General features: G+C 55.0%; 15 protein-coding genes. 5 read left to right on the top strand and 10 right to left on the bottom strand.

Features of this window, described 5'->3' with window-relative positions; genetic code table 11:
- Position 1 precedes the first annotated feature (1 nt).
- Positions 2 to 781, top strand: a complete 780-nt coding sequence (gene dapF, locus WJU16_RS23865; RefSeq protein ID WP_341835865.1) for a diaminopimelate epimerase — start codon at positions 2 to 4, stop codon at positions 779 to 781.
- Positions 782 to 825: 44 nt separating this feature from the next.
- Positions 826 to 1,764, top strand: a complete 939-nt coding sequence (locus WJU16_RS23860; protein WP_341835864.1) for a magnesium transporter CorA family protein — start codon at positions 826 to 828, stop codon at positions 1,762 to 1,764.
- Here the strand turns inward: WJU16_RS23860 and WJU16_RS23855 are convergent.
- From WJU16_RS23855 to WJU16_RS23845, 3 genes are read right to left on the bottom strand one after another with little or no spacing between them, the layout of a single operon-like run.
- Positions 1,761 to 2,210, bottom strand: coding sequence for an NUDIX domain-containing protein (locus WJU16_RS23855; protein WP_341835863.1), 450 nt, complete (start codon positions 2,208 to 2,210; stop codon positions 1,761 to 1,763). The two genes, WJU16_RS23860 and WJU16_RS23855, sit on opposite strands and share 4 nt — an antisense overlap.
- Before the next feature lie 15 nt (positions 2,211 to 2,225).
- A complete protein-coding gene (locus WJU16_RS23850) occupies positions 2,226 to 3,020 on the bottom strand; it encodes a queuosine precursor transporter (protein WP_341835862.1) in 795 nt (264 codons plus the stop codon).
- Positions 3,017 to 3,271, bottom strand: coding sequence for a hypothetical protein (locus WJU16_RS23845; protein WP_341835861.1), 255 nt, complete (start codon positions 3,269 to 3,271; stop codon positions 3,017 to 3,019). The genes WJU16_RS23850 and WJU16_RS23845 overlap by 4 nt, the downstream gene beginning before the upstream one ends.
- 91 nt (positions 3,272 to 3,362) lie before the next feature.
- On the opposite strand from WJU16_RS23845, the gene WJU16_RS23840 reads away from it, so the two are divergent.
- Positions 3,363 to 5,843: a YfhO family protein gene (locus tag WJU16_RS23840; RefSeq protein WP_341835860.1), complete on the top strand. Its 2,481-nt coding sequence runs from the start codon at positions 3,363 to 3,365 to the stop codon at positions 5,841 to 5,843.
- Between the two features lie 74 nt (positions 5,844 to 5,917).
- Here the strand turns inward: WJU16_RS23840 and WJU16_RS23835 are convergent, their stop codons facing one another.
- Genes WJU16_RS23835 through WJU16_RS23820 form a run of 4 tightly spaced genes read right to left on the bottom strand, consistent with a single transcriptional unit; the run spans position 5,918 to position 9,646 of the window.
- The gene (locus WJU16_RS23835; RefSeq protein WP_341835859.1) at positions 5,918 to 6,829 is read right to left on the bottom strand and encodes a glycosyltransferase; all 912 of its coding nucleotides are present in this window, start codon (positions 6,827 to 6,829) and stop codon (positions 5,918 to 5,920) included.
- A 1-nt stretch (position 6,830) separates the two neighbouring features.
- A complete protein-coding gene (locus WJU16_RS23830) occupies positions 6,831 to 7,991 on the bottom strand; it encodes a glycosyltransferase family 4 protein (RefSeq protein WP_341835858.1) in 1,161 nt (386 codons plus the stop codon).
- Complete coding sequence (locus WJU16_RS23825; RefSeq protein ID WP_341835857.1) at positions 7,984 to 8,805, bottom strand: glycosyltransferase; 822 nt, start codon at positions 8,803 to 8,805, stop codon at positions 7,984 to 7,986. The genes WJU16_RS23830 and WJU16_RS23825 overlap by 8 nt, the downstream gene beginning before the upstream one ends.
- Before the next feature lie 4 nt (positions 8,806 to 8,809).
- Positions 8,810 to 9,646, bottom strand: coding sequence for an alpha-1,2-fucosyltransferase (locus WJU16_RS23820; RefSeq protein ID WP_341835856.1), 837 nt, complete (start codon positions 9,644 to 9,646; stop codon positions 8,810 to 8,812).
- Between the two features lie 48 nt (positions 9,647 to 9,694).
- Here WJU16_RS23820 and WJU16_RS23815 point away from each other — a divergent pair, with 48 nt between their 5' ends.
- Positions 9,695 to 11,194 carry a polysaccharide biosynthesis C-terminal domain-containing protein gene (locus WJU16_RS23815; RefSeq protein WP_341835855.1) on the top strand — a complete coding sequence of 500 codons (1,500 nt, stop codon included), beginning with the start codon at positions 9,695 to 9,697 and terminating at the stop codon, positions 11,192 to 11,194.
- Here WJU16_RS23815 and WJU16_RS23810 read toward each other — a convergent pair whose 3' ends face one another.
- The 3 genes from WJU16_RS23810 to WJU16_RS23800 are packed head-to-tail and all read right to left on the bottom strand — an operon-like array spanning position 11,195 to position 13,426.
- Positions 11,195 to 11,986, bottom strand: a complete 792-nt coding sequence (locus WJU16_RS23810; protein ID WP_341835854.1) for a family 6 glucosyltransferase — start codon at positions 11,984 to 11,986, stop codon at positions 11,195 to 11,197. It lies immediately after the preceding gene.
- On the bottom strand, positions 11,983 to 12,717 hold the full coding sequence (locus WJU16_RS23805) for a class I SAM-dependent methyltransferase (protein WP_341835853.1): 735 nt from the start codon (positions 12,715 to 12,717) through the stop codon (positions 11,983 to 11,985). Before WJU16_RS23805 ends, WJU16_RS23810 begins: the two co-directional genes overlap by 4 nt.
- 34 nt (positions 12,718 to 12,751) lie before the next feature.
- The gene (locus tag WJU16_RS23800; RefSeq protein ID WP_341835852.1) at positions 12,752 to 13,426 is read right to left on the bottom strand and encodes an NlpC/P60 family protein; all 675 of its coding nucleotides are present in this window, start codon (positions 13,424 to 13,426) and stop codon (positions 12,752 to 12,754) included.
- A 93-nt stretch (positions 13,427 to 13,519) separates the two neighbouring features.
- Here WJU16_RS23800 and dnaE point away from each other — a divergent pair, with 93 nt between their 5' ends.
- Positions 13,520 to 17,158 carry a DNA polymerase III subunit alpha gene (dnaE, locus tag WJU16_RS23795; protein ID WP_341835851.1) on the top strand — a complete coding sequence of 1,213 codons (3,639 nt, stop codon included), beginning with the start codon at positions 13,520 to 13,522 and terminating at the stop codon, positions 17,156 to 17,158.
- Positions 17,159 to 17,218 lie beyond the last annotated feature (60 nt).

Here is a 17,218-nt window from a genome sequence, read left to right as displayed (position 1 = left end):
CATGCAGATTCATTTCTATAAATACCAGGGTACAGGGAACGATTTCGTGATCCTCGACAACCGTAACGGCGCTTATTCCGGGCTTACCTCCGAACAGATCGAACACCTCTGCGACCGCCGCTTCGGTATCGGGGCCGACGGGCTGATGATGCTCGAAAACCAGGACGGGTACGACTTCCGGATGAAGTATTACAACGCCGACGGACGTGAAGGCAGCATGTGCGGCAACGGCGGCCGGTGCCTCACGGCCTTTGCCCGCCATATGGGCATCACCGGCGAAACCCTGCGGTTTATCGCGACAGACGGCGAGCATGACGCCAAATTCAGGGACAACGGCTGGGTGGAGCTCAAAATGAAAGACGTGGACCAGGTAGAAAACGGCGGTTCCTTCTTCTACCTCAACACCGGCTCCCCGCACTACGTTCAATTCGTGACCGATATCCAGGAAGTGGACGTGTATGAAGACGGCCGGGCCGTCCGCTACAACGACCGCTTCGCCGCCGTAGGCACCAACGTGAACTTTGTACAGGAAATCGATAAAGGCATTTTCGTGCGCACTTACGAGCGCGGCGTGGAAGACGAAACGTATTCCTGCGGCACCGGCGTTACCGCGGCCGCCCTCACAGCCGCTCCCGGGGAAGCCGGCGAGTACGCCATCCCCGTCGAAACCCTGGGCGGGCACCTGGAAGTCCGCTTCCTCCGCACCGGCGAGCAGCAATACGAGGACATCTGGCTCTGCGGCCCCGCCACGCCTGTATTTGAAGGAAATATTAAAATTTAGCCCCCCGGCTTTTGGTACATTAATTCCATTACCTTTGCGCCCGGATGATCCAGTACTTTATAAATATCGATGCCCGTACGGTTGAAATCAAGGAGCCGGACAACGGCGCCTGGGTGAATATCACCCCGCCGCTCAAGCAGTCCGAATTCGAACAACTGTCGGAAAGCCTCGATATCCCGCTGGACTTTTTGACCGATTCGCTCGACATCGACGAAAAAAGCCGTTTCGAACTGGAAGACAATGTAAAGCTCATCGTCATCAAAACCCCGACGGAAAACAATTCCATCAACGAAAGCGATGCCTATTACATTACCATCCCCATCGTGATCATCCTCACCCACAACCAGATCGTGACGGTGAATTCATTCGACAACGCGGCCATCAAAAAATTCCTCAACACCTTCCACAACCGCCATCCCGAAAAGCGGAACATGATGGTTTTGAAGATTTTCGAGAAAGTGGTGATGAACTTCCTCGATTACCTCAAGGAAATCAACCAGCGCCGCAACCTGCTCGAACAAAAATTGTACGATTCCAACCGGAACGAGGAGCTGCTCTACCTCATGCGGATCCAGAAATCCCTCGTATACTTCGTTACCGCCCTGCGCAGCAACGAACTGCTGCTTATGAAGCTGGAACGCACCAATTTCATGGGCCTCAACGAAGACGAAAAGGAGTTTCTCCACGACCTGATCGTCGACACTTCCCAGGCGCTGGAAATGGCCAATATCTACACCAACATCCTCTCCAGCACCATGGATGCCTTCGCCAGCATCATTTCCAACAACCTCAACTTCGTGATGAAACGCCTCACGTCCATCACGATCGTGCTTACCCTTCCCGTTCTCGTGGCCAGCATCTACGGCATGAACGTAGACATTCCCTACGCGCATTCCCCCTTCAGTTTCTACATACCGGTCACCATCGCGATCGTAACCGCGGTAGTGATGAGCTGGTATTTCATGAAGAAAAAGTGGTTCTAATATTTCGCTTTGACGAGATCCGCCAGCACCTTGTCGATCGGCAGGGAAACCGTTGCTGAGGAAAAGTCTTCCCAATCCACCCATCTTAACCCTTCCACCTGGCTTGCCCCCTCCGGGATCTCAAACCCGAACGGCCTTTCCAGCAAAGGCGCCACGAAGGGCGAAACGGCCTTCAGCAAATAATAAATGGAGATGATCTGGTTCACGTTATCGAAAGCGGAGATCTGGAAAAAGTCGGTGGTATAGATATGCTCAACCACTTCCACATCCTGGTTCACCTCTTCCTTCCATTCCCTTACAATGCATTCCAGCGTGCCTTCCCCGAATTCTAGGCCGCCGCCGGGGAATTTGGTGTAATAACCACCGCGGATGTACTCGTCGCTCACGAGCACCTGTTTCTTTTCGTTGAATAAAATGCCGTACACACGGACTGTAAACTGAGACATGTGATAGTAGTATGATTAGCGGTTCATGGCCGCCCGCTTCATTTCCGCCGCCAGATCGTGCCCCAGGTACCGTTCGATGATACCGTGGACCCAATAAATGACCGGCGTGAGCACGATGGCGACCGTGAATTTATAGATGTAATTGATGATGCAGACGCTGATAACCAACCCCAGCGGCCAGGCTTGCCCTTTTTGACCGGTGAGGATGGGGAACAGGTGGAAGGCGCAGAACAGCACCACGAACGAATCGATGAGCTGGGAAACAAGCGTCGAGCCGGTGGCGCGGAGCCAGATCTTGCCTTCGCCGGTCATTTTCTTGATTTTATGGAAAGTGAACACATCCACCAGCTGCCCCAGCAAAAAGGCCGTGAGCGAGGCGATAATGATCATGGAGCCCTGCCCCAGGATCTGCCCGTAAGCCGCATCCATATCCGGGACGCCGGCTTCCGCCTTGCTGGTGACGAAGAATGCGGCCGGTTCGAGGCGGATGGCGATGTAGAAAACGATAAACGCGAAAGCAATCAGGGCAGCGGTGAGGTACGACAGGAAACGGACACCTTTCACCCCGAAATACTCGTTGATGATATCGGTCATGATAAACACAACGGGCCATAACAGCACGCCGGCGGTCATATTGAAGCTGTAGGCGTCACCGAAGATCATGATGTTCACGGGGCTCATGCCGAAGGTGCCTTCCAGGGAGAATATCTTGACCCCGATAATTTCGGCGATGAGGGCGTTGGCCACGAAAATGCCGGCCAGTATGATGAATACCCGGGTAGGTTTATCTTTTAAAATATTGGTAATCATATAGGTGATGCGAGTTGGATGAGCAAGATAAGCACATTCAGCACAAAAATATATGGATGGATGTCTGCAAAACGCACCTTTTTCAACAGTAGCATTACCACGGCGATGAGGACGGTGAGGATGTTGAGCGGGGCTGCCACGAGCCAGCCGAGGATGGTGACGTGTTTGGTGAGGAAGCTCCAGGCCTCGGGATCGCCCATCATCCGGACGAAGTACCCGAGCAGAAAGCAGATATTACAGATAAAGCTCAATTTTATGAGAAAGCGGACGAGCCTCATATTGAAATTTCGGATAAAATACAGTTATTTTGGATTCTTTTAAAAACTAAACCGGAAAAACCCGATGCAACAAAACTGGCAAAAAGGCCTTCTGAAACATGTGTATGCCATCCTGATCTTCCTGGGATTAGCTTTCCTGTTCTGCTCACCTGTGTTGAACGACATGGAACTGCGGCAGACGGATAACGTATCCTGGAAAGGCATGTCGCAGGAAGCGCGCGCTTACCACGACAGTACGGGTATCCAACCCATCTGGACCAACGCCATGTTCGGCGGTATGCCTACCTACCAGATTTATATGGCGCAGGATAACTACACGTATAATCTGCACACGATCCTGACTTTGGGTTTGCCGAAGCCGGTGAATTTTTATTTCCTCGCGATGATCGGGTTTTACTTCCTGCTATGCGTGATGCACTTTCGCTGGTGGGTGGCGGTATTGGGCGCCATTGCCTTCGGGTTTGGTTCCTATAACGCAATGATCATTGCGGCGGGGCACGACACAAAAATGTTCACCATCGCGTATATGGCGCCCCTGCTCGCGGGCATCCTCCTCGCCTACCGCGGTAAATATTTCATCGGCGGGATCATCACCTGCATCACGCTGTGCCTCATGATCACGTCAGGCCACTACCAGATGGTATATTATATGCTGCTGGTTTGCCTTTGCATAGGTGTCGCCTATCTCGTTCACGCCATCCGCAACAAGGAGCTCCCGCGCTTCGCCAAAGCCACGGGCACGCTGGTGGCCTTCGGTATATTGTCCGTGCTCCCGAGCACTGTTACCCTTTGGACCACCACCGAATTCGCGCAATACACCATGCGCGGCGGCCACAGCGAGCTAACGCCGGAAGCGGGCACCGAAAGCGATAAAACGAAAGGCGGTCTCGATAAATCCTACGCTTTCAACTGGAGCGAAGGCATCCTGGAAACGCTCACCATCGTGGCGCCCAACCTGTACGGCGGCCCTTCTACCGGCCCGCTGCCCGGTAACGGCGAAATGCACAAGCAACTCCTGAATATGGGGGTACCCCAGGCGCAGGCCGACCAGCTCGTGCAGCAGATGCCCCGGTACTGGGGCAGCCAGCCCATGACCGACGGCGGTGTGTACTGGGGCGCTATCATCCTGTTCTTCTTCGTGCTCGCACTGTTTACAGTGAAGGATTTCAACCGCGGCTGGATCATCGCCGCCTGCGTGATCGGCGTAGTACTGGCGTGGGGCAGCAACCTTTCCTTCATCAACTATTTCCTGTTCGACCACTTACCTTACTACAATAAATTCCGTGCACCCGCGCAAGCGCTCGTCATCCCCCAATTGCTGGTACCCTTCTTCGCATGCTGGGGCCTCAACCAGCTGATCACCGACGCGCAGGACAAAGCCCTGGCGATGAAGAACCTGAAAAAAGCGCTCTATGTTACCGGCGGCCTCGCGCTGCTGCTCGTCATCGCTTCTTTCGGCATGCTTTCGTTCACGCATAAAGACGATTTCGCGTACCAGTTCTTCAGCCAGTTCGTGGGCGGCAACCAGGAAATGCTCGACCAGCTGGTCAACGCCCTGAAATCCGACCGCGCCTCCCTCTTGCGGGTCGATGCCTTCCGGAGCCTCTTCTTCATCGTGGCGGCCTTCGCCCTTGGCTGGGCCTGGCTGAAAGGCAAACTGGCGGCAACGCCGGTACTGGCCATCCTCGCAGGCCTCGTTGCCCTCGATCAGATCTGGATCTCCAACCGCTATCTCGGCAAAGAGCATTACGTGACGCCCACCGAATACAGCGCCATCTTCGCACCGTCTCCGGTAGACGTTGAGATCCGTAAAGATCCCGATCCTTACTACCGCGTACTCAACACCACCCGCTTCGAAGACGCCATCAGCTCGTACCACCACAAGAGCGTGGGCGGCTACAGCCCCGTGAAACTCGCCCGTTACCAGGACCTCATCCAGCATCAGCTGTCCAAAGGCAACCAGGGCGTGCTAAACATGCTCAATACGAAATACATCATCTTCCAGAACCAGCAGGGACAGCTGTCGTACCAGCAAAACCCCGGCGCCCTTGGCAACGCCTGGTTCGTCGACAGCCTGGTGTGGGCTAAAAATGCGGACGATGAGATGAAAGCGCTGGACAGCCTGCCCTTCGAACATGCGGCAGTAGTAGACGAGCGCTTCCGCGCCGCGCTCAACGGTTTCACGCCCGGGAGAGATTCCTCCAGCCAGATCCGGCTTACCAGGTACGGCCTCAACGAGCTGCAATACAAAAGCAACAACAGCCGGGCCGGCCTCGCTGTGTTCTCCGATATCTATTATCCAGCAGGCTGGAAACTGTTCATCGACGGCCAGGAAGCGGAGATCATCCGCGCCAATTACCTCCTGCGCGCAGCGAAGATCCCCGCCGGCCAGCACGACATCGTGATGAAATTCGAGCCGCGTTCCTACTATCTCGGCAACAAGATCACCGGCATCTCGTCCATCGGCATGCTGGTGCTCCTCGCGCTGGCGATCGCTTTCGAGATCATGCGGCAGCGGAAGGCCAACGCCGCCAAAGCACAATAAGATAGTATTACAAATAACAACGGCCCGGTAGTTGAAAAACTGCCGGGCCGTTGCGCTTTCAAGCCATATTTTTATCAATACCACAGGCGCGCTTCCGTTTTGCGGAGGTATGCGCGGGCGGAAGGTCCGATGGGCGTTCGTTTTTCCTTTTTGGGAATGGCGAAGATGGACGACCAGCCGCTGGCCCAGGCTTTCCAGTTCCATTTGGTTTTCTGCAAAAACTCCAGCGACCACATTGCCGCCGTCGTATAGTAGCAATATTTGGGAAGATAACGGTAAGCTACCTTCGCCTTGTTCACCCAGAGCATCCGCATCTTCTCCGCATGCGGCGTGCGGCCCAGCGGCGATTCGTTGTGCATTACCACGATATCCGACAAATATGCGATGCTGTAACCTTTATCCATCACGCGGTACGACAGGTCGTACTCCTCCATCCCGTAGAAAAAATCTTCAGGGTACAGCCCGGCTTTATCGTACGCTTCCTTCAGGATGGCATGCCCGCAGCCGATGAAATACGGCGCAAGGAAATACGGTTTGCTGCGGTACTTTTCGAATTGCTTGTGCGGGAAGGCGTTGACCTGCATTTGCCCCGTGCTGGCGTAGAGCACCTTGAAGCAAAGGATCCCCGCCTGGTTGTCGCGCAGGTACGATCCCGCGAAGGCATCGGTGATGGATTGGAGCGCCGTGGCATCGCGGAACCAGGCGTCGTCGTCGATCGTGACGAGGACGGGCGCTTTGGCCAGGGATATGCCGAGATTGCGGCCCCTGGCTACGCCGAGGTTTTCCGGCGAGTCCACGTAGCGGAAATAAGGACGTTCGGCCATGAAGGCCTTCACTTCGCTGTAATCCGCCGTGGACGCGTTATTGATGACGATCACCTCTTCCAGCAACGCATCCGCGTTTTGTTGCGCGGCCAGGTTGCGGACGAGCATTCCGAGGTCGTCAGGACGGTTATAAGTGATGATGATGACGGATAATGGCTTCATATCAATTCTGCAAAAGGCTGCGGTAAGCGGCAGCAAACGCTTCCAGGCTGAAATGTTCGCGGGCGTATGCTATGTTGCGTTCACGCATGGCGGTCAATGTTTCGGGCGTAGCTTCGCGGAGCCATTTCGCGCCTTCCGAAACGATGCCCGCTTCCGGCTGGCCGTGTTTTATCAGCCATCCGTTTACGCCATGCTGCACATGATACGGAATATCTCCCACATCGGTCGATAATACGGCCAGCCCGCGCGCCATCGCTTCCATGATCACCATGGGGAAGCCCTCGCGCGTGGAAGTGATCGTGATGATGCGGTGTTCGCGGTAGATGCGGTCGATCAGCGCCGCGTCCGACTGTTCGCCGTAGAACGTGCAATGCACCTGCACCGCGGCAGGAATAGCATTTTTCAGCGGCCCCAGCATACCGGCCCGCATGCCCGCCTCATGGGCGATGGCAGCCACCAGCCAGGGGCGCTTTTCCTCCGTTCCCCGGCCCACATACAGCAGCGTGGCCGCTTCCGGCAAGGGCGAGGTATCGGATGGGATGGGAATGCCGTTCATGATCAGGCGGATGCGTTCCCCCAAAGCCGCCGGGATGGCGTATTGGCGGTAGAGCTCCAGGTGCTGGCGGATGCTGTCGCGGCTGATCATCACCGTGGTTTCGTAAAACGGGATGAAAGGAATGCGGATGTAGGAAAAACTGCAAAAGGAATGGATCAGCTCGATCTGGCGGACTTCCGCCGGTACATGCGGCGACAGCTTATAGGCGAAATTGCATTGCCCGTTGAATACCACCGGCGCCCTTCGCTGCCGGCGGATGTAACCGGCCACGATCCCGCGCCAGATGAGGTTGTTCCAGTACATGAATTTATTATCGGTATACCGGGAGATGTCGCGGATTACTATGTTGGGCGCCCTGAAATCGTTCAGCAGCGCGCTGCCCTGGGATTTTTTGGTGAAGAAGACGATGATCTTCTTTTCCGGGAACAGCTGCGTGATCTGCGCATGTACTTTCTCGGCTCCGCCAACGTGGTAAAAGGGGAAGAACAGGAACAGGTCGAACTCTCTTTGCAGGGGGCGCAGCTTCGCGATCAGCCTGCCCAGGAGGGCAAACGGAAAGATGGCGATGGCTTCCAGGCGCCGTTTCAGCAGGAGGAGTTTATACATGCGCGTTGCGTTGTTTGATGGATTTACCGAAAGCGACCATGGCATCGCGGCACATGCCGGCCAGCACCCGGAAATCGAATCCGTTCCATTTCCTTTCCCGGATGCGCCCCGCCAGGTAGCGGCGCTTGCAATGGAAGTGGCGCAGGAAAATATTGTTCTTTTTGATGACAGACACGGTCACCGAGCCAGTATGCACGCGGTACAACAGCAAAGGCTGGGGCAATTTCACGATCACCTTATCATCGCCTGCGAGGCGCAGCCAGAGGTCGTAATCCTCGATATGTTGCTGGGAAGCGCGGTAAGGATACTGCCGGAAAATCTCCGTTCTCCCCATCACGCCCGGATGCGCGATGCAGTTGAAATGCGGCAGCGCCTGCCGGATCTGTTCGTTGGAGACGCAGGCGCGGTCTTCGGGCCAGATGCCCGTTTCTTTCCCGTTTTCGTCGATAAAGATGATAAAACATCCTACCACCGCCACTTCCGGACGATCGTTCAGCAATGCCGCCTGCTGTTCGAAACGGAGTGGCAGGCACACATCGTCGGCATCGATGCGGGCGATGTATTTCCCCCGAGCCTCCGCGATGCCGCGGTTCAGGCTGGCGATGAAGCCCTGGTTGGATTGCGGGAGATATCGGATGCGGGGATCGGTGAAAGAGAGGATGGTAGCCTCGCTGTCGTCCGTGGAACCGTCGTTGATAACGAGCAGTTCAAAATCTTCCAGCGTTTGCGCCAACAGCGCTTCCAGCGTTTGCCGCAGGAAGGGGCCGCCGTTGTATACGGGTAATATGACGGATATGAGCGGTGCTTTTTCCATGTGGTTATATTCTGTCCCAGTCTGCTGGTATTAAATCATCGGCATGCAATCCCTCCGCCACAAACCACTGTTTCGGCGCGGTGACCCGCTTGCCTTCGTACCGGTTCAGCCACGCGGCCCACCAACTGTAACTGCTGTTGGCGATCACCTGGTGGCGGCAGCTGCTCATGAGGAAAAGGTCCTCGTATTGCGTACTGCTGAGAGAGCCGCTGAGGATTTCATAAGCGATCCCCTGCGGCAGGTTGTCTTTCACCCATGCCGGATCATTGGTAAATATATAAAATGTGGCGCCGGGATAGCGTTCCGCCGCTTTCTGGTAATATTCGGGCGCGCAGATACCGTGGTAATTGGCCGCGGAAGTGCTGGTATAATCTCCCCGGCGGAAGTGCATTGCCACGCTGTTGCTGCTGCGCAGCGCCTCCGCTTTCCCGCGGATTTCCGGGCTAAAATCGGTCGTAAATGCGAAATCTTCCCGAATCTGGTCTTTCGCCGGTTCGAAATATTTCCAGCTTTGCCAGTATCCTTTGAGGTAAATGGGCGGGCGGAGGGAAAAGAACGCGGGATCGAAATGGAAATGCTTTTCGCGGTAAACGTTGCGCATGGAAGCGGGCGCCAGGCGATTGAACATCTTTTGCAGGACACCCGGCCGGGGGATCAGCGCTTCCCCGGCGATGGAAGCGGTAATATGGAATCCGCCAAGTCCGTACATCGCGGCCTGACCGGGTTCATAACTATCCTTGTCGAGGAACAGCGGAACGTCGTGTTGCCATGCCAGCGTGCGGCCGGCTGCGTATTGGAACATCTGGTTGCCCAGCCCTCCTTTTAATTGAACAAGGATCAAGAATTACCGGTTTAAGGAGCAAAAATATCTATTTTTGCGGGTATCTATATGGGAATTATAAGAAGCCAAAGCATCCGGTCCGTCGTTATCACCTACCTGGGTTTCGCCATCGGGGCGCTCAATACATACCTGTTCATGTCTTTCGTGCCGGCCGAGATCTACGGCCTCACGCGCCTCATGTCCAGCACCGCTTTGGTTTTCTATTCCATCGCCTCCATGGGCACCGCTACCCTGCTGAACAAATTCTATCCGTATTACCGCGACCATCTGCCCTTCGGCAAGCGCGACCTGTTCGGCATCGTGCTTACCACCAGCGTGATCGGATTCGCGTTGGTAACGCTCGGCACGATATTATTCCATGACGTGGTGGTACAGAAATATTCCGCCAACTCCCAGGTGTTCGTGGAGCATTTCTACCTGCTCTACCCGTTCACGTTCTTCCTCATGCTGTTCACGCTGTTCGAGAACTTCAGCTACAACCATTTCAAAACCATTTTCCCCATCTTCCTCAAAGAAGTGGGCATCCGCGTCATTACCACGCTGCTGATCCTGTTGCTGATCGTACATTTCCTCACCGACATACAATTTATCTGGGTTTTCTCTTTCATCTACGCGGCCGTGTTCATTGCGCTGGTGCTGTATCTGAAAAGGGCGGATTCGCTGCATTTCTCGTTCCGCATCAGCAAGGTGACCCGCAAGCTGTCGGACAAGATGATATCCTTCAACGTCCTCATTTTCGGCGGCAGCGTATTCGGCGTACTGGCGCAGAACATCGACGCGCTGGTGGTGGGGAGCACCAAGGGCCTCGCGGCCACGGGTGTACTGGAATCCAGCACCTATGTGAGCAACGCCATCGCCGTTCCGCAGCGCAGCCTCATCGCCATCGCCATTCCCATCCTGGCGAAAGCGTGGAAAGACAAGGATTATACCGCCATCCAAAGCATGTACCGGCGTTCATCGCTTACCTTGCTCATTTTTTCCATGTTTTTGTTCATGATGGTATGGCTGAACTTGGATTCCGCTTTTGAAATCCTCCACATCCCCGAGCTGTACCTCGAAGGGCGCTATATCATTCTTTTTCTTGGCCTGAGCAAGGTGCTCGACCTGGGTACCGGCGTGAACGAACAGATCATCGGCACGTCCAACATGTGGCGCTTCCAGTTCTATTCCACGCTGGTATTGCTGGTAGCCAGCATCCCGATGAATATCTGGCTGATCAAATTACTGGGAATCACCGGCTCGGGCGTGGCCGCGCTGATAACGGCGGTGATTTACAATTCACTTCGATACGTCTTCCTCTATTACCGATTCAACATGCAGCCCTTCTCCCTCAAAACCCTGTATGTGGTATTGCTGGCGATAGCGGGCTGGTACATCTGCCAGTACCTCATCACCACGGAAAATCCGTGGCTGCGTGGGATACTGCGCACCAGCATCTTCTGCGCCATCTATCTTTTCCCCATCATTTATTTCCGCATGTCGCAGGACGTTACGGAAACCTGGCGCAAAGGCCTGGCCATGATGCGGGGTTTCATCAAACGGAAATAATCAGCTGAACCAATTGCGTACGCGGCGCAGGATGCGCTGCGTGATCCCCGGGCGGGGATGCAGATCGGTATGTTGCCGCAGGGCGGCATTGCCTCCCAGGCGGTTTTTGTCGCGGATGAGGATGACCGGCTCAAAGGGCAGGTCTTTACGCTCTTCCGGGAAAATATAACCGGGCGGAAGCACCCTGGGATGGCGCTCCGCGATGTAGCGGTTAAGGTGCGATTCGTCGTGCCACGCGGCGATGATGCCCCTGTCCAGATCAGACTGCACATTTTGTTTCAGCTCCTGAATCAACGCCAGGAAAGCCGCGGCCGTGCCGCCATTTACGCCGCCCTGCACGTAGATTTTCCGCAAAGCAGGCGGCATGTAGGCTTTGGAGCGCTTATCTTTTTTCTCGTAAGGGAAATTTTTTACCGGCTGCCCGTGGAAACCGGGACTGCTGACAACCGTCAGCCCTTCGTGCTCCGGCCCCGGCAAAAACTCCTCCGCGGTGATGGTCCGCAGGAATTGCGCGTTGGCGTTGAAGAAGAAGATATAGTCGAAGGCCCGCAGTTGTGTTTCCACGCGGGAGAAGATATGAAACCGCATCAGCGTGGCGTAGGGCCATGCCAGCCATTCCTGTTCGATGACATGCACGCGGGGATGGTTGTTGTGCGGGAGGTCCGTGGCGTCAGTGAATACGAAATACTCCTTTTCCGCGCCGGGGATGAAATACTGTTCGCTGCTGGTGAAGAATTCGTCCCAGAACACGGTGTATTTGCCGGTACAGATGTAGAGCAGGGCTATTTTCATTCCGCAGGTTTTAGGGCCACGAGACCGCAGTAGGGAGAATGGAAAGCGCCATCGGGCAGGGATTTCAGCAGTGGGATGAGTTTATAGGCGACCTGCAGCCCTGCTTTCTGCAAAGCGTTTCGGCCCTGCGGGTCATGCCAGAAGTCGTATTTCCCGAAGCAGCCAGCATAAGGCACTTTATATCCAAAGGCCTGTAATTGTTCGGCCCACAATGCGGGTTGCATGGAGGGAATGTAATGCCTGGCCAGGTTTTCCGGATCGAGGTTGCTGCGCAGGAAGTGCTGCAGCCCGCCCCGGAAATTGGGCGTAGTGAGCAACAGGAGTCCGCCGGGCTTCAGTATCCTATGATGCAGCGCGATGATCTCAGAGAAATTGCGGAAATGCTCGATGAACCCGAAGGAACAAACTACGTCGTACCGGTCTTCGGTATTGGCGGCATACGCCAGCACGTCGCCCCTTTCGAGCCGCCCGGTGGCGATGCCCAGGCTTTGCAGCCAGCCACTGAACCCTTCGTCCATATTCGGCACCAGGTCCATCCCGTTTACTTCCAGGCCCTTTTTTCCCAGGTGCGCCATATACCTGCCGGGGAAACAGCCGAATTCGAACATCCGGCCGCCTTTTGGCAGCAGATGGGCGTATTGGTCGAGCCACTTCGTGATATTGTCTTCGGCGATAAAGTACTGAAAATTACTGTAGGAAGCATCCCAGTATTGCTGGTTCACCAGGTCCATTAGAATAGTTTAATCCTGCTAAGCTATAAAAAAATCAGTTGATCCTCCCTGCCCCGGCGTAATATCTCACCCAGTAGGGCTCTCGCAGGTCGCTGATCATGACGCCGCTGCTGGAAGAAGCGTGCACGAAGCGGTCGTTGTCGAGGTATACGCCCACGTGGGAAATGCGCTTTTTCCGGTTGATGGCGAAGAATACGAGATCGCCATATTTGAGGTCCGCCCGTTTACCCAGGCGGCTCACCTGGTTGAACAGCTGCACGGAATTGCCTGCCAGGGAGATCTGGAACACGGCGGACATGAAAGTATTCACGAAATTGGAGCAATCGATGCCGTCTTTGGAGCTGCCGCCCATGCGGTAAGGCACGCCGTACCATTCTTCGATGAAGTTGAAAAGTTTTTCGTTCACCACGTTTTCGACGGGGAGATCGAGCAGCTGGGCGTATTTGAACTGCCACCAGCGGGCTTCTTCGATACCGTTGACGTGCCCCGGCGTTTCGCGGAGGCGGGTGCCGCGGGTTTTGGAAGTGTGCTCGGAAACGCGGGGCGCACGGGATGTGGAAATACCGTCGATAAAGGTGATCTCCTGCTGCCCGGCGGGCGCGGCGGCGGCGGATGACTGCGGCTGCTTCTTCAGCATGGCGCAGCTTCCCAGCAACAGGGCGCTCAACGGCAACATCATATATATCCTTTTTCCCATTCTTCTCAACATTCCGGCGTTTTTTTAAAATTGGCTGCAATATAAAAAAATCCGATTTTTGCCCTTTGGCAATCGCTGAAAAATCACCTCAAGACCGAACCGACGATGAAGTTTTCACACCTGCACGTGCATACGCAGTTTTCGCTGCTGGACGGAGCCGCCGACATCAAAGGGCTCTATAAAAAAGCGATGGGCGACAACCAGCCCGCGCTCGCCATCACCGACCACGGTAACATGTTCGGGGCTTTCCAGTTCGTGGCGGAAGCCTATAATCACCGGCTGAACCCCGAAGACCCAAAAGATAAACGCCTGAAAGTGAAGCCTATTGTGGGCTGCGAATTTTATCTCGTGGAGAACCGGCACAAACGCCAGTTCACCCGCGAAGAAAAAGACATCCGCTACCACCAGGTGCTCCTCGCCAAAGACGACGAAGGCTACCGCAATCTCATCAAACTCTGCTCCCTCGGATACATGGAAGGCCTTTACGGCAAATATCCCCGTATCGATAAGGAGCTCATCCTCCAGTACCACAAAGGCCTCATCGCCACCACCTGTTGCCTCGGCGCCTCCGTGCCCAAAACCATCCTCAAAAAAGGAGAAGAAGAAGGCGAAAAAGAATTTAAATGGTGGCTGGATATCTTCGGGGAAGACTTCTACGTGGAAATGCAACGCCACGGCATCCCCGAACAGGAAAAAGTGAACGAAGTGCTCGTGCGCTTCGCGCAGAAATACAACGTGAAAATCATCGCCTCCAACGACTCCCATTACGTGGACCAGGCCGATGCCAACGCGCACGACATCCTCCTCTGCATCAACACCGGCGAAAAGAAAAGCACCCCGTCGATGAAAGAATTTTCGGACGACGACGTGATGGTGAAAAACAAACGCTTCGCCTTCTATAACGACCAGTTCTATTTCAAGTCCACCGACGAGATGTCGAAACTGTTCGCCGATCTCCCCATGGCGATCGACAATACCAACGAGATCGTGGATAAGGTGCAGCTGCTGGACCTGAAGCGCGACATCCTCCTGCCGAACTTCCCCATTCCCAAAGAGTTCTTCACGCAGGACCAGTACCTGCGGCACCTCACGTATGAGGGCGCGCGCAAACGGTATGCGGAAATCACGGCGGAAGTGGAGGAAAGGCTCAATTTCGAGCTGGATGTAATTGAGAAGATGGGATTTGCCGGTTACTTCCTCATCGTGTCCGACTTCATCTCCGCCGGGCGCGAATTAGGCGTATTCATCGGCCCGGGCCGCGGTTCCGCCGCGGGATCAGCGGTAGCATATTGCGTCGGCATCACGAATATCGACCCCATCAAGTACGACCTCCTGTTCGAAAGGTTCCTCAACCCCGAGCGTAAGAGCATGCCCGATATCGATACGGACTTCGACGACGAGGGCCGCCAGCGCGTGATCGATTACGTGGTAGACAAATACGGCAAGCAGCAGGTGGCGCAGATCATCACCTACGGTACCATGGCGGCGAAAATGTCGATCAAGGACGTGGCGCGCGTGATGGACCTGCCCCTGCAGGATTCCAACGCCCTGGCCAAGCTCGTGCCCGACAAACCGGGCATCCAGCTGTCGAGGATCTTCAACGCCCCGCTGGACGGGGACAAGAGCCTGCAAGACAAGGAAGGGCTCGGGCCGGAAGACATCGAGAACGTGAAGAAGCTGCGCGAGCTGATCAAAGGCGAAGACCTCCAGGGCGAAGTGCTCCGCGAGGCCTGCGTGCTGGAAGGTTCCGTGCGGAATACGGGCATTCACGCGGCGGGGATCATCATCGCCCCGAAAGACCTTTCGGAGCTGATACCCGTGACTACCGCCAAGGATTCCGACCTGCTCGTGACCCAGTTCGAGGGCAACGTGATCGAGAGCGCCGGCGTTATCAAGATGGACTTCCTGGGCCTGAAAACCCTCACCATCATCAAAGGCGCGCTGGAGATGATCAAAAAGAACCACGGCATCGATATCATCATCGACAACATACCGCTCGACGACCAGAAGACCTTCGAACTGTATCAGCGTGCCGAAACCAACGCCACGTTCCAGTTTGAAAGTCCGGGCATGCAAAAATACCTGCGCGAGCTGAAGCCCGACAAATTCGCGGATCTCATTGCGATGAACGCCTTGTACCGTCCGGGCCCGCTCGAGTACATCCCCCTGTTCATCCGCCGTAAGCACGGGCTGGAGCCGGTAACGTACGACGTGCCGGTGATGGAGGAATACCTCGCGGAAACCTACGGGATCAACGTATACCAGGAACAGGTAATGCTCCTGAGCCAGAAGATGGCGAACTTCTCCAAAGGCGACGCGGACATCCTGCGTAAGGCGATGGGTAAGAAGCAGAAAGCCGTGCTCGACAAAATGAAGGCCCAGTTCATGGAAGGCTGCAAGCAGAACGGGCACGACCTGAAGATGTGCGATAAAGTATGGACCGACTGGGAGGCGTTCGCATCCTACGCGTTCAACAAGTCGCACTCCACCTGCTACGCCTTCGTGGCGTACCAGACTGCCTACCTGAAAGCCCACTACCCTGCCGAGTACATGGCTTCCGTGCTGAACAACGCCAGCAACCTGGAGAAGATCACCTTTTTCATGGAAGAATGTAAGCGCATGGGGCTGGATGTATTGCCGCCCGATGTGAACGAATCGTTCAAAGGTTTTGCGGTGAACCGGAAAGGCCAGGTGCGCTTCGGCCTGGCGGGCCTCAAGGGCGTGGGCGAGGCTGCTATTGAAAACATCATCGAAGAACGGGAAAGGAACGGCGCATACACCACCATGTTCGATATGATCAAGCGCGTGAACCAACGCGCGGTGAACCGGAAATCGCTGGAGGCGCTGGCGATGTCGGGGGCGCTGGATTGCTTCCCCGAACTGCACCGGGCGCAGTATTTCCATAAACCGGACGGGGATACCACCACCGGATTGGAAAAAATCGTGAAGTTCGGGCAACAGGTGTCTGCCGAAAGCTCTACTTCGGGAGGGCTTTTTGGCGATACGTTGATGGCGGAGATCGTGCCGCCGAAGATTCCGCCATGCGATCCCTGGCCGCTGACCATCAAACTGAACAATGAACGCGAAGTGACAGGGATTTATATTTCCGGCCACCCGCTCGACGATTACAAGTTCGAGCTGAAACATTACCATATGAGCCCCCTGTCAGCCGTTACAGAGTATCAAAACCAGATCAGCGGCGCGTCAGACAACAATAAAGGGAAGGCGAAAGATTTCCGCATGGCGGTGTACGTAAGCGGCGCCATCGAGCGCATCTCCCGCAACAATAAGCAGTTCGGCATCATGACGCTGGAAGACTATTCCGGCAAGTTCGAATTCGCGCTCTGGAGCGAGGATTTCCTCAAATTCACCCATTATTTCAAACAGGGCCTTTGCCTGTATGTCAACGGCGGATTCAAGCCCAGGCGCTTCAACGAGAACGAATACGAGTTCAAGATCAACAGCATGCAACTGCTGCAGGAAGTGAAAAGGAACCAGACCCGGAAAATCGGGATCGTAACCATGCCGCAATTCATCAAGCCGGAAATGATCGATTTCCTGGCCGACAATGTGTCACGCAATCCCGGCAAAAGCGAGATCTATTTCCAACTGGTAGACCGCGACGAGAATCTTTCCGTTCGGATGCACACCTTCAATAAACACGTGGAAATGAATGACGAATTGGCACTTTGGCTGGATTCCCAACCCGATCTGGATGTTTGGATAGATATTGCCAATAAGTAGGTAGATAAAACCTATATCGGGTGATGCCAAAAATGCAGTAGTTTTACATCGGATTGGTTT

It is taken from the genome of Chitinophaga pollutisoli (genome assembly GCF_038396755.1).
Classification (GTDB): Bacteria; Bacteroidota; Bacteroidia; order Chitinophagales; family Chitinophagaceae; genus Chitinophaga; species Chitinophaga pollutisoli.
Note: the sequence above shows the minus strand (reverse complement) of the source record. Positions and strands in the feature narration are given on the sequence as shown.

Coding starts and splice junctions, on each gene's coding strand:
- dapF (WP_341835865.1), top strand. CDS start 2: ATGCAGATTCATTTCTATAAATACCAGGGTACAGGGAACGATTTCGTG.
- WJU16_RS23860 (WP_341835864.1), top strand. CDS start 826: ATGATCCAGTACTTTATAAATATCGATGCCCGTACGGTTGAAATCAAG.
- WJU16_RS23855 (WP_341835863.1), bottom strand. CDS start 2,210: ATGTCTCAGTTTACAGTCCGTGTGTACGGCATTTTATTCAACGAAAAG.
- WJU16_RS23850 (WP_341835862.1), bottom strand. CDS start 3,020: ATGATTACCAATATTTTAAAAGATAAACCTACCCGGGTATTCATCATA.
- WJU16_RS23840 (WP_341835860.1), top strand. CDS start 3,363: ATGCAACAAAACTGGCAAAAAGGCCTTCTGAAACATGTGTATGCCATC.
- WJU16_RS23835 (WP_341835859.1), bottom strand. CDS start 6,829: ATGAAGCCATTATCCGTCATCATCATCACTTATAACCGTCCTGACGAC.
- WJU16_RS23830 (WP_341835858.1), bottom strand. CDS start 7,991: ATGTATAAACTCCTCCTGCTGAAACGGCGCCTGGAAGCCATCGCCATC.
- WJU16_RS23825 (WP_341835857.1), bottom strand. CDS start 8,805: ATGGAAAAAGCACCGCTCATATCCGTCATATTACCCGTATACAACGGC.
- WJU16_RS23815 (WP_341835855.1), top strand. CDS start 9,695: ATGGGAATTATAAGAAGCCAAAGCATCCGGTCCGTCGTTATCACCTAC.
- WJU16_RS23810 (WP_341835854.1), bottom strand. CDS start 11,986: ATGAAAATAGCCCTGCTCTACATCTGTACCGGCAAATACACCGTGTTC.
- WJU16_RS23805 (WP_341835853.1), bottom strand. CDS start 12,717: ATGGACCTGGTGAACCAGCAATACTGGGATGCTTCCTACAGTAATTTT.
- WJU16_RS23800 (WP_341835852.1), bottom strand. CDS start 13,426: ATGTTGAGAAGAATGGGAAAAAGGATATATATGATGTTGCCGTTGAGC.
- dnaE (WP_341835851.1), top strand. CDS start 13,520: ATGAAGTTTTCACACCTGCACGTGCATACGCAGTTTTCGCTGCTGGAC.